At 57.1% G+C, this 12,020-nt stretch carries 15 protein-coding genes; 11 read left to right on the forward strand and 4 right to left on the reverse strand.

Annotated elements, in window-relative coordinates:
• Positions 1-85 precede the first annotated feature (85 nt).
• Entirely contained in the window at positions 86-1,063 is a 978-nt protein-coding gene (locus tag VLM75_10470; GenBank protein ID HSV97343.1) for an L-threonylcarbamoyladenylate synthase, read from the reverse strand.
• Between the two features lie 106 nt (positions 1,064-1,169).
• On the opposite strand from VLM75_10470, the gene VLM75_10475 reads away from it, so the two are divergent.
• The 5 genes from VLM75_10475 (at position 1,170) to VLM75_10495 (ending at position 4,593) form a co-directional block, all read left to right on the forward strand.
• Positions 1,170-2,246, forward strand: a complete 1,077-nt coding sequence (locus tag VLM75_10475) for a glycosyltransferase family 4 protein (protein ID HSV97344.1) — start codon at positions 1,170-1,172, stop codon at positions 2,244-2,246.
• A 42-nt stretch (positions 2,247-2,288) separates the two neighbouring features.
• Entirely contained in the window at positions 2,289-2,795 is a 507-nt protein-coding gene (locus tag VLM75_10480; protein ID HSV97345.1) for a hypothetical protein, read from the forward strand.
• A gap of 13 nt (positions 2,796-2,808) precedes the next feature.
• Entirely contained in the window at positions 2,809-3,405 is a 597-nt protein-coding gene (locus VLM75_10485) for a histidine phosphatase family protein (GenBank protein ID HSV97346.1), read from the forward strand.
• A 96-nt stretch (positions 3,406-3,501) separates the two neighbouring features.
• Positions 3,502-3,810, forward strand: coding sequence for a hypothetical protein (locus VLM75_10490; GenBank protein HSV97347.1), 309 nt, complete (start codon positions 3,502-3,504; stop codon positions 3,808-3,810).
• An 81-nt stretch (positions 3,811-3,891) separates the two neighbouring features.
• The gene (locus VLM75_10495) at positions 3,892-4,593 is read left to right on the forward strand and encodes a hypothetical protein (protein HSV97348.1); all 702 of its coding nucleotides are present in this window, start codon (positions 3,892-3,894) and stop codon (positions 4,591-4,593) included.
• Between the two features lie 56 nt (positions 4,594-4,649).
• Here VLM75_10495 and VLM75_10500 read toward each other — a convergent pair whose 3' ends face one another.
• Complete coding sequence (locus tag VLM75_10500) at positions 4,650-6,980, reverse strand: sulfatase (GenBank protein HSV97349.1); 2,331 nt, start codon at positions 6,978-6,980, stop codon at positions 4,650-4,652.
• A gap of 264 nt (positions 6,981-7,244) precedes the next feature.
• Here VLM75_10500 and gatC point away from each other — a divergent pair, with 264 nt between their 5' ends.
• From gatC to VLM75_10520, 4 genes are all read left to right on the forward strand, one after another.
• Positions 7,245-7,541, forward strand: coding sequence for an Asp-tRNA(Asn)/Glu-tRNA(Gln) amidotransferase subunit GatC (gatC, locus tag VLM75_10505; GenBank protein HSV97350.1), 297 nt, complete (start codon positions 7,245-7,247; stop codon positions 7,539-7,541).
• Positions 7,538-8,098, forward strand: a complete 561-nt coding sequence (thpR, locus tag VLM75_10510; GenBank protein ID HSV97351.1) for an RNA 2',3'-cyclic phosphodiesterase — start codon at positions 7,538-7,540, stop codon at positions 8,096-8,098. The genes gatC and thpR overlap by 4 nt, the downstream gene beginning before the upstream one ends.
• Positions 8,099-8,246: 148 nt before the next feature.
• Positions 8,247-8,609 (forward strand): YkgJ family cysteine cluster protein, encoded by a 363-nt coding sequence (locus tag VLM75_10515; GenBank protein ID HSV97352.1) that lies wholly within the window; start codon positions 8,247-8,249, stop codon positions 8,607-8,609.
• Positions 8,610-8,699: 90 nt separating this feature from the next.
• Positions 8,700-8,999 (forward strand): hypothetical protein, encoded by a 300-nt coding sequence (locus VLM75_10520; protein HSV97353.1) that lies wholly within the window; start codon positions 8,700-8,702, stop codon positions 8,997-8,999.
• Between the two features lie 5 nt (positions 9,000-9,004).
• On the opposite strand, the gene VLM75_10525 is transcribed toward VLM75_10520, so the two are convergent.
• On the reverse strand, positions 9,005-9,748 hold the full coding sequence (locus VLM75_10525; protein ID HSV97354.1) for an ATP-binding protein: 744 nt from the start codon (positions 9,746-9,748) through the stop codon (positions 9,005-9,007).
• Positions 9,749-9,993: 245 nt separating this feature from the next.
• Between VLM75_10525 and VLM75_10530 the strand changes: the two genes are divergently transcribed.
• Positions 9,994-10,350, forward strand: coding sequence for a response regulator (locus VLM75_10530; GenBank protein HSV97355.1), 357 nt, complete (start codon positions 9,994-9,996; stop codon positions 10,348-10,350).
• On the forward strand, positions 10,347-11,411 hold the full coding sequence (locus VLM75_10535; GenBank protein ID HSV97356.1) for a cyclic nucleotide-binding domain-containing protein: 1,065 nt from the start codon (positions 10,347-10,349) through the stop codon (positions 11,409-11,411). The genes VLM75_10530 and VLM75_10535 overlap by 4 nt, the downstream gene beginning before the upstream one ends.
• On the opposite strand, the gene VLM75_10540 is transcribed toward VLM75_10535, so the two are convergent.
• Positions 11,408-11,947, reverse strand: coding sequence for a PadR family transcriptional regulator (locus tag VLM75_10540; protein ID HSV97357.1), 540 nt, complete (start codon positions 11,945-11,947; stop codon positions 11,408-11,410). The two genes, VLM75_10535 and VLM75_10540, sit on opposite strands and share 4 nt — an antisense overlap.
• Positions 11,948-12,020: the final 73 nt, after the last annotated feature.

The following is a 12,020-nucleotide window of genomic DNA, read 5'->3' on the forward strand; positions in this document are numbered from 1 at the left end:
TTCCTGTCATCCAACGAAAGTGTGGAACGGAAGTGTACACGCCGTTTTTCCGGATGTCAAACAAAATACGCACGCCGGTAACGGGTCAGCGCTTGCGGGCGGCCGATTCGGCGCGGCGGAGGCGGTTCATAATCGCCCTGCCAAGACCGTTCTCGGGCACCGATTCGGCGATGATGATGTCGAGCCCGCGCGCATCAAGCTCGTGGAGGCAGGAAAACAGTCGCGCGGCGGCCTCGCGGAGGTCTCCCGAGGGGGAGAGTACCTCTACATGATCGTACGCGAGCACGTCGCGCGGCCGGCGAAACGCGAGCAGCCCGGCGCTCCCCGCGACACCGCCGGCAACGGCCGCATCCGCGACGATCCGAACGGGCGTGCGCGGAGAATAATGCGAAGTCGTCTGCCCCGGCGCCTGGGGGATCGCGTTGGGTCCGCTCGCGTCGTCGACCCTGCCGATCAGGTTTTCTATCTCCTCGATGGCCAGGCCGCCGGGACGCAGGAGGAACGCCCGCTCCTCGTCGATCCTGAGTATGGTGGACTCCAGGCCCACCGCGCATTGTCCACCGTCCAGTATCATGTCTACCGAGTCGCCGATCTGGGCGACCACGTGTCCGGCGATGGTGGGGCTGATATAGCCGAACGGGTTCGCGCTCGGCGCCGCGATCGGCCTCCCGGTCCGCACGATGAGCTCGAGGGCCACCGGGTGGGCGGGCATGCGCACCGCCACCGTGGGGAGCCCGGCGGTCACGATATCGGGAACGATCTCCTTTTTTTCGAGGACCAGCGTCAGCGGTCCCGGCCAGAAGCGTTCGATGAGCGCGCGCGCGCGAAGGGGCACCGCTACGGCAAGGGCCTCGAGATCCTCGAGCCGGGCGATATGCACGATGAGAGGATCGAACGAGGGTCGGTTTTTGGCCTCGAATATCCGTGCGCACGCGACAGGATTGAGCGCATCGGCCCCCAGGCCGTACACGGTCTCGGTCGGAAAGGCCACGATGCCTCCCGAGCGGAGTATCCCGGCCGCCCTCTCGATGTTTACCTCGCTCGCCTGCACCACGTTCGTCACGCCGCCGCTCCGAAGATATGTATAATTATGGACAAAAAACGTTTCACCTGCGATACACACCAGTGGTATGCAGTGTGTAAAAACAATCAAATCAATTAGGGACGCCATGGCAAAAAAACCGGTGAAGATACTCTTTCTCTCGTACGTATATCCCCCTAAAACGATCGGGGGCATACAGACCTACATACGCGATCTGACCGCCCACGTAGCGGCTCAGAATCCCCCCACGTTCACGCTCATCAATCCCGGCGGGTACGCCTTTCTGGCGTTGTTCATACCCTATTCCATCTTCAAGGCGATCAGTCTCATCCGCCGCCACGGCATCACCCATTTCCATGCGGCAAGCGGTCCGCACTGCTTCCAGGCGCTGCTCATTAAAAAAGCGACCGGCGTAAAAACATCCATCACCATCCACGGCCTCGACATCATGATCGAGACGCTTCGTCTTGACCGGGCCATCGCGTTCTTTGTTCGCCGGCTCGATCGCGTCATCTGCGTGAGCAACGCAACCAGGCTTGAATGCGTCAGACGTGGTGTCCCGCCGGAAAAATGCGCGGTCATCTTCAACGGCGTCGATCCAGGGGCTTTTCCGCTCGGTCGTCCACGGAAGGAACTGCGCACCCGGCTCGAGCACGATCTCGGCCTGCCACCCGGCAATCGAAAGATCCTGCTCGCCAACGGCCGCCTCGTTAAACGCAAAGGCGTAGAGTGGTTCATACGCTCGGTGGTGCCGCGGCTGGACCGCCGCTGTCTCTTCCTCGTTTCGGGCGATGGTCCCGAGCGGGACGCGGTCCGCGACGCCGTCTCGGAATGCGGCCTCTCCGACCGGGTACTGCTGTTAGGCAGGACGAGCGATGAGCTGTTACGGCTGCTGTACAATACGGCCGATTACTTTATAATGCCCAATGTCCGCGAGCACGGGAACATGGAGGGCTTCGGCCTGGTGATCCTCGAGGCGGCCTCCTGCGGAGCGACCGTCATCGCCGCGGACATCGAGGGGATCAGCGACGCCGTGGTCAACGGCGTCACCGGATGGCTCGTGCCCGAGCGCAACGCCGACGCTTTCGTGAAATACATCGCAAAGGCCCCGCTCTCGCCACGGAAGGTGGCCGACGCCATACAAAAGCGCTTCGACTGGCGGGTGATCGCGGCGCAGTATATCGATGAGATCCGCAGAGCGTAACATGGCCACGCTCAACAGGTTTTTTACATGCGGAGCACACTAATGGCAAAGCGAGGCTATTCAATGAAAAAAAGAGCGATTTATTTTTCGGCACTTCTATGCTCCACGGTTTTGACGGCCGGCCCGGCGCTCGCCGCCGGAAATTTCGGCCTCGGTTTCGTGCTCGGCGACCCTTCGGGAATCACGGCGAAGTATTTTTTAGGGGACGATCACGCCCTGGCGGCGGGGATCGGCGACACCGCGGGCCACGGCTTCTACCTCAATGTCGATTACCTCAAGCACTTTCGCGGCATCATTCCCGCACCGGAGTTCGCGCTGTACCTCGGGGGCGGAGGCGCCTTTTACCACTATCATCGCGAACATAACAGCAGTTTCCGGGATGACGATAAAGAGGAAAACCGCCTGGAGGCCCGCGTACCCTTCGGGATAAACTATGTATTCAAACCCGTGCCCGTCGAGGTATTCTTCGAACTGGCGCCCGCGATCAGGCTGGTGCCCGATGTCGATTTTAGAATACGCGCCGGTCTGGGCGCGCGCTATTACTTCTGACGGTGAGGCTTCCGTGCGCCTTATTCTGGTACGCCACGGCGAAACCGTTTGGAACCGCGAAAACCGCGTCCAGGGAAGGAGCGATACGCTTCTTTCCGATAATGGAATCGGCCAGGCAGAACGGCTTGCCGAAAACATGGGATGCGAGCAAATCGATCTCATAGTGACCAGCCCTTTACGGCGCGCCGCGGAGACCGCGTCGATCATCAACCGCCGCATTAACGCGCCCCTGGAACTCGACGCGGACCTCAAGGAACTCGATCAGGGAATGTTCGAAGGGATGAGCTTCGGGGAGCTTGCGCGCGATCACGGGGACTTTCTACGAAAATGGGCCGCCGACCCCGCCTCGGTCGTAATCCCCGGCGGCGAATCTCTCGCCGCGCTTCAGGAAAGGGCCTGGCGCGCCGTTTGCCGGATCACCGTGTCGTGCGACAATGCGCTTGTCATATCACACAACTTCACCATTACTACCATCCTCTGCAAGATTCTCCACATGCCCCTTTCTGATTTCAGGCGGATACGGCTGGACAACGCGTCGAAAACGATCGTCGAGGCCGCCGAAAGCGTGTTCCGGGCGATCGTCATCAACGACACCGCTCACCTCAAATGAGCGCCGGACCGCTTTTTACTTTACTTCTGTTCGTCCGCCGCTATTTTTCGACCATGCATGGATGGACCGGTAAAATACTCGTCATCGACCTCTCAAATGGAACGCACATGGCACAGCGTCCCGAAAGAGCGCTGTACGAAACATGCCCGGGGCGGGGGGCTCGCCGCGCTCTTTTCCCGCAACACCACCTGGCGGGCTGCACTTGCCGGGATGCCGTCGGGAACGGTCGTACTGGTTGTATGGAAAAGCCTCGGCCTCGGAACACAGCTTTACGAGATCGTGCCGGGATTCGCCGCAAACGTCGCCGCGATAATTATCGTAAACAGGTTCACTTGCAACGCGAACGATGCCGCGCGGCGCGAGTTCGACGAGGTTGAATCGACCGTACGGAATTTTTCCTCTTGACGCGCGCACGGCGTTCCATATCATCGAGGTAACAGCAGGCGCCCCGGGGCGTTAGTAACCATTTTGAGAGGAAGGAACAATATGAAACGTATTCTTTTCTGCATCACCGCACTCGTCTTCGCAATCTCATGCGGACCGTCGGTCAATCCCCAGCTAAAGATGAAAATCGACGGGCAGTTCGCCGCGACATCAAACCAGAATTTCGGCACGGCCGCTAGGTTCAGAAAACCCATGCCCTACGCCGTCGGACAGTACGTTATACTCGGAACGACGGATTCGAGCGGGAAGCGCTCGATCAGCCGCACGATGATCGCAGGCAAAGCGGACGGAGGATGGGTCATCGAGACCGGCACACTCAACACGGCTGAGGAGACCGCCGTACAGCTTTGCGTTCGCGGACTCGAGAAAGCCGCGGCCTCGGGCAATGCCGAAAGTGTTGAGATCGTATGGATAAAAATCAAGGACGAGAAGGGGGCCATCCAGCGGATTGAGGGACCGGTCCTGGCGATGATGCGCTCAGTCTATAAAAACAACCTCTCATCCCTGAATGTAAAGGCGGCCGCGTACGTGAACGGCGGAACTGTCTCGGTACCGGCAGGCACTTTCGCCGCGACCAACAAGGTCGAAGCGGAGGTCAGCTTCCTCGGAAAAACCCACCGCTCAACGGCATGGCACCATTCCGCCGTACCCATCAACGGAATGGTGAAGTCGGTCTCGGAGGACGGGAAGAACCAGACCGTTCTGCTGGGCTTCGGCCTTAAAGGGGCGGTTTCGGAATTCTAAAGAACGCGCCATTCGCCTGCCGCGGCCTGACGCCGAGCGTTTCCGGCCGCGGCGCTTTACTCGACCCTCTTTTCTTTTCCCTGAATGTAGCCCCATCGTTCAAGCAGTTTGTTGACGTCCTTCGACAGGTATTTCTCGTTCGAGACTCCGCGCAGACCCCGATTAAGCGAATCGTGCCAGTAGTACAGCACCCCGCCGGCCATTGCCGCAACCTCGGGAATGGGCTCGCCGCCCGCTGCGCCCGAAGCCGGGTCCAGCCTGAACGCTCCGCCCCTCCGGGGGAAAACCGGCAGAAGGTAACGACCGGCCAAAAGCGCGCCGGCATCCGCCGGCACCACCATACACGCGGCGCCCGCGGGTATCGTCTGAAAGCGTATACGGTCGCCGGGCGCCAACGTAAAGGCGATCTCCTTTCTGCCGATTTTACGAATTGCCGACCGGCCCGAGCCCGGCGATAAATACTCCAGGTCATAGAAAAACCCGTCCACCACGCGCAGCCTTCCGCCCGTCATCGTTTCGTTAGCCGAAATATAATTGTCCGGCTGCCTGAAGCGTTCCCCGGCCAGCACCCCCCTCATGCGTCGGGTGTCGTCCGGGCGTTCGGCCACGATGTTTCTCCGCTCGTCCGGATCGTTTTTCAGGTCGTACAGCTCGGCATATTCCTTCACGACCTCGCCTCCCCAGTGGTGTGGTCGCACACCGAAGCCGTAAAACCGCTCCGCGTACTTGTATCCATGCGCGCGCACGGAATACATCATCCTTCCCTCGCTGTACACCGGCCGTTCGTCGCGCTCGGTCCCGTCGAGGATCGGCCGTATCGTTTTACCCTGGAAGCTCACCGGCGCACCGATTCCCATAAAATCGAGGACGGTCGGCGCAATGTCCATACTGCGCACCTGCGAGTCTATCCTCACGCTTCGATGGGGAATTCCCTTCTGCGGTTTGATGACCAGCGGTACGCGCAATTCCTCGTCGTATTGCGTCTGCCCGTGGGAATACAAGGCCCTGACATCGGTAAAGGGGCTCATTTCCTTGTCGGGGCTGAATATCTCCCCGTGGTCGGAGGTCACCACAATAATCGTGTTTTCATAGAGCCCCAATCGCTTCAGCACGTCGACCACCTTCCCGAGATATTCGTCAGTATAGGCGACCTCGCCGAGATAGGCGCGAAACCACGGATGGAGCGAGGGGAAGCGCGTGCGCAACGGCGCAAGATAGCGCTCCGGGGGGACGTATGCGTTATGCGGTGCGTTATAGTTTATAAAAAGGAAAAACCTTCGCTTTGCGTTATTTTCGATCCAGGCCACCGCCTCGTCGGTGATGTCGACCGTGTCCCGCACCGGCGTCTGGTACTCGGAGAGCTCGTCGAAGTCGAGGTCCACGCCGATGCCGGTATAGTCGATTATAAAGGCGTTGTTCCCGATCGACCGGGTGATGTAGCCGGATTCTTTCAGAATGCTCGTCATGGACCGCGTGCCGCTCTTCCGGTAGAAGAACTCCTTTTCCTCGTCGCTGACCGGCGGATAGAAGATGTTCACACCGGTGCGCGACGCCTGTACACCCGCGAGCATGCAGATGGTGGAGGGCCTGGTCCAGTTGGAGACGACAAAATGATTGCCAAAGACAATCCCGTCGCGGGCGAGCGCGTCGATGGATGGAGTGAGGCCGTAGCGTTGCACGACCGCATCGACCGCGTCGGCACGCAGGGAATCTATGGAGATGAAGACGACGTTCGGTGGTCGTGATGATTTCGATTTCCGCGTGAAGATCCGGGGATTGGCCAGAAAGACGTGAGTGGTCTTCTCCGAGGCGCTGGAGAGCCGGAACTCGATGGATACGTCATCGAGCGCGATGCCTTCCAGATCGATCGTGTAATCTTTCCAACCCCGCTCGGGGATACCGTCGCCGCCGATCCTGAAAATCTCGTCGCTCTTTCCATCACCGGTCACCGAAATAGACAGATCGCACCGCGAATTTCGCACCCCCAGGCCTCCAAGGGAGAAACTCAGGGTCGTTCCGCGCGCATCGGTTTTCAGCGGGATGGCGATACGGCAGGGCGAGCGCTTCACGGCGCCGATGTAGAGTGAACGGCGCATGTTCTGGAACATCTTTACGGCGTCGATCTCGAAACCAACCTTGACAACTCGCGGAGAATCGACACCATACGGATCGCGGTAGAGCCTTTCGTATCGCAACAGATCCGTGTACTTCACGGCGAACCCGTCGTCTTCCACCAAAGCGGTACCGAAACCGTCGATGAGGTCGGCGGCGATTTCCTCACTGTCCGTCCATCCCAAGGCGGAGCAACCCGCCGCGAGCAGTGAGCACAGCGCCAGCAATGCAAGCGGCCCGCACCGGCGACTCCGTTTTTTCCTCTCGTTCTTCACAGGCCTGTAGTCCGATATCCGGCTTTCCGCATGCGGCATTTTACCCTTACGCTTTTTTTAGGATACAAAAAAATCATTGCACCGTCCGCTCCGCATCGCAGCCTTCGAATGGGTCACGGCCGGGAAGCGAAACCTGAAAATTGTCGATTGCGACGCCGCAAGTTGACCTTAAAAAAAGAATTGCTTTTGAGCCCGGCCGGTTCGACTATAGAAAGCATGGAGGCCGGATTCATAAATCCGGCCCCACGGCAAGGAGAACTCCCGATGATAATCGATGAAAAACAGATAATTCGCGTCGCCGAGCTCGCACGACTCGATCTGACCGAACAGGAAAAAAAGGAGTACTCGCGCCAGCTTTCGGACATCCTGGCCTATGTCGAAAAAATCAACGAGATGGACACGGCAAACGTGTTGCCCACCGACCATATAGTCGAGCTCAATAACGTCTTCCGTGATGACGTTGTGCGTGAATCCGTCGACGCTTCCGCCCTGCGCTCCATGGCTCCGTGCTTCGAGGACGGGCACGTCGTGGTGCCGATCATCATCGAGGGGCAGGAATGACGCGCCTCTTTATCGGCCTTCCCATCGATGCGCAGATGCGTACGGCGCTGCGCCCCGCGTATGAATTTCTATCCGGACATGACCACGTCCTCAAGGCGGCTCCTCCGGAGAATTATCACATCACCGTCAAGTTTCTGGGCGAGTGCGACGGCAATGTGGCCAACGCGATCGAAAGCACCTTCCTCGAGATCCCGGTGCCGACCGTCGATATCCCGTTCACGCTCTCGGGGATGGGCGCTTTCCCGGACATGAAAAAGCCGACGGTTATATGGGCCGGGCTGAGGGCCGAAGCCGAGCTGATGGGGCAGCTTTTAAAAAATGTCGAGCGATTCGCCTCCAATTTCCGCTTCAGGCACGAAAAGCGCCAGTTCACCCCGCACCTCACGCTCGCACGGCTCAGAAGCGGGAGGAAGATCACGGGGGACCTCCTGAAGTTCATAGAAAAGAACACCGACACCCTCTACGGTGAATCCTTATTCACCCGCCTTTCACTCTACTCGTCCAGGCTGACACCGGATGGCGCGGTCTACACGGAACTCAAGTCCAAGTCGTTCTGATGAAATCAGGTCTTCGGCAGATCGTCTAAACTCCTCGCCCTGCCGGTTGAAATTTCACGGCCCGTCGGCTCAAAAAGCCCCTTGGTTTTGACTGGACACAAAAGCCCTGCCAGGTAAGCTTACCGAATCGACCGGCATGGAGCTGACAATGGCTGAGTGTAAACGATGCGGAAGCTGCTGCCAGGATGTAAGACTGGCGGAGTCTCCCGATATGCTGGAGAGGGCGTATCACTACTGGAAAAAAACGCCCTCAATAGACCCGAACTTCTCGGAAATCTACCTGATCTTCCCCATGCTGCGGTTCCTGTACGAGGACCGGCGGGAAGATCTGCCGTATCATTACCGCTGCGTTCACTACGGAATCGGCGAAAACGGACTGCCCGCGTGCTCAATCCACCCGATTCGGCCGCGAATGTGCCGGGACTTTCCCTACTATAACGAAGCCGAACACCTCGATCGGAACGGACCGGTAAGCCCCTATGGAGGATGCGGATACAACGACACCGACTGATACCCCATCGTAATACTCTTGACTTCGCCGAGCCGGCACCGTACCGTAGCGTCCATTGAAACACGGCACGCCGGAGGCGCACCGTGGGAATTGACTGATCGCAGGAGGAATCCCAGGAAGATGCTGTTTCGAAAGCCCGCAACGGTAAAAGTAACGATAAAATTATTTTCCGGCATCAACAGGGACCTCGGACTGCCCGACTACGACCCTTCCCGCGGGATCGAGCTTCTGGTCCGCGATGGAACACGTCTAAAAAAAGCATTAAAGCGGCTCGGCATGCGCAAATTGATGCATAATGCCTATTTCCGAAACGGTGAGCGGGCCGGGCTCTGGACCCGCCTCGGGGATGGAGACGAGATATCCTGCATTAAGCCTTCCGCCGGCGGCTGAATTCCTCACTCCATGTCATCATACCCGGAAGGCAGGTATTCCCTGTTGATGTTTTCCATCGATCGAAACATGTTTACCCTGGCGCCGGGGTTCAGCCCTTCCAATTCGCCAATGATCCTTCTCGCCCCCGAGCGTTTTGACTGATCGGACCAGGGACACTCACCCCCGATCGGAGAGAGCCCGGCCGCCAGTGCATACTCGGAGACCTGCCGCTTCATCAACAGCCCGAGTGGGCGTATTATGTCGAACTCGCCCCCGAACATGGGAAGTCGCAGCGGCATGGTACTGAATTTGGCGTGAAAGGTCATGTTAAGGAGGAGCGTTTCGATTACATCATCCAGATGGTGTCCGAATGCCAGGCGCGAAAATCCCACCTCCTTCATAACTGCGAAAAGCGCCTTTCTGCGGTGCCACGAGCAGAAAAAGCACCTCGAATCCCCGACCGAAAAATCGACCTGCCCTTGAACGGTTCGCACCATCAGCTCAACGTTCCGCTCGCGGCAGAAAGCTTCCAGAAAACCGACATCGGCCCGCACGCCCAAACCTTCCATGTGGATATGGGCGGCGGCGATATGATACGAAATCGGAAGACCGCGGCGCCTGCCGGCGACCGCGTCCAGGAGGACGAGGGAATCGATACCACCCGAAAGGGCGATTAAAACCCTGTCCCCCTCCGCAATCATCCCGTAGCGGTTAATCGCCTTTCCGACTATCTTTCGGAGAGTTTTTATGCGATATTCTGTCTTCATACTGTTTCGATATCTCACAGTAAAATTATTGCACGTTCGGCAGGCGTAATATAGAATAAGCGCTTGAAAAATACAGGCGTATTTTTATTATTACACAATAATCAGGTCGTTGTCGGAGTCTGGATGGCTTTCCCCGGCAACTTGGGTGTTATGGCGAAAGGTTAAAAACCGTATCATTCGCACTATATCCTTCACCGTACGTCACCTGTTTTTTGCAGTGCGTATTGAAGAAGGGGAACGGACTGATGGCACGAGCACTGATAGTTGACGACTCCAAATTCATGCGCAAGATAATACGAGACACCCTGGAAGAAGGCGGGCATGTCATACTCGCCGAGGCCGACAACGGCATCGACGGCATAGATGAATATCGTAAATTAAAGCCCGACTTCGTCACTATGGACGTCACCATGACCGGCAAGGACGGCATACAGGCGGTATCCGATATCCAGGCGATCGATCCCGATGCCAGGATAATCATAATATCCGCGATGAGCGAAACCACGCTGAAGTTAAACGACGAGAAACTGCATGCGAACGCGTTTATAACCAAACCGTTCGACAAAAAGAAACTCCTGGATACCATCAATACAATTCTATGAGCGGACAGAACTATCTCAGGCTGTATACCATCGCAACTCCCGCGGAGTCGGCCTTCCTCCTGAACGAGGGGCGGGCGTATTTCTTCGTCTCGAATTCCGACAAGTACGCCCTCAAGGGGAACAACCTCATAATCGGGGCGACCGAGCTCATACTCAACAACCTGCTCGACATGAACCTTCCCCGGCTCGAAACCGCCCTCGGTGATCCCGATTCCAAAGTGAAAAAGATCCCCGCGGAAACATTCCTTTCCTCGCTCGACACATATTCGGTCGCACTCAATGTTTCAATGGTCATCGCCGAGCAGGTCGTACTCACCAACCAGATCATCAACACGAATCTGGAAAGCGTACAGGGTGATGAGAAAAGGATAAAGGAAACATCCATCGAGTATTACCGCATCGTAGCGCGGCTGCGCCAGGAATATGAAAAACGCCGGCTGCCCTGGCTCAAAATGCTGTCTGAAAAATTCGAGAACACGCTCATCTGCAAGCGGGGCGAGGCCTTCGGGCGCACAGCCGCTCCGACGAGGATCACCACTCCGCTGGTAAACACAGAAACAACCCTCGAACTCCCCAAAGACGCCGTCATCTGCGAGGAGGGCTCAATGGGCGACGAGATGTACATACTCCAGTCGGGGACCGTGGACGTGTTGATAAGCGGCACGCGCGTAACCTCCATCTCGGATCACGGATACGTTTTCGGCGAGATCGCGCTGCTGCTCGGGGAAAAGCGCACGGCGACGCTCAAGGCCAAGAGCGATGTCCTGCTTACTCGCCTGCGGAAAAGCGATCTTAAAAACATTACCGGCGCGCAGGACAGCATCCTCAGGGCCCTGCTGACCTCGCTGGCACAAAAGCATTATTATAATATCGAGAAGATCAAGGCGATCAGCGCCGTCATCATCGAGAAGGACCTCTCGACGGGCCCGGGAGAAAAGAGCAGGCAGATCCTCGAGGTCCAGCGCGCACAAAACGACCTCCTTTCATTAAAAAAGGAGGTCTCGGGAGTGTACACGGCCCGGAAGGCCGAATTCCTGGCGGAAATAGTTGAAGGCTTTTAGGCCTCTACATCCGAAGACACCAGGTCTCCTTTTTTCAGGGATTTAAGCCAGGTAAGCTCGGCTTTGAGGTGATTCTCAAGATACGTGAAGACGTGTATGTGGGATTTTTCCTCGGGGAGCTTCATTTCCTCATCGACCTTTTCCTTGATGTTGGCCAGCTTTTCCTTTACCGCCTCCATCCTGTCCTCGATAAACGCCTCTTTCTGCTCGGGTATCAGGGAATTGTAGAACATCAGCACGATGTCTATATCGAAGTGGATCATCGTATGGTCGAAATACTGCTTCAGCATCTTCCTGTAGTATTTACGTCCCGCGGGCATGATCTGGTAAATATAGCGCTCGGGATTTCCTCCCTCCTTCTCGGTGCCCACGCGCTTCACCCAGCCGTTGTCCACCGCCTTCTTGATGGCATAGTAGATCGAACCGAACTTGATGTCGACGTAATCCTCGAGACGCTCGACTATCTTCTTTTTGATCTCATAGCCGTACAGATTTTCCTCCATCAGGAGCCCCAGGATCGTTATTTCTATTTTCATATCAACCTCTCGGAGATGAAAAACATTAAAATTAAAATCATTGGTTTATTATATACATAATTTGGACACCGAG

It is taken from the genome of Spirochaetota bacterium, from assembly GCA_035477215.1.
Taxonomy (GTDB): domain Bacteria; phylum Spirochaetota; class UBA4802; order UBA4802; family UBA5368; genus MVZN01.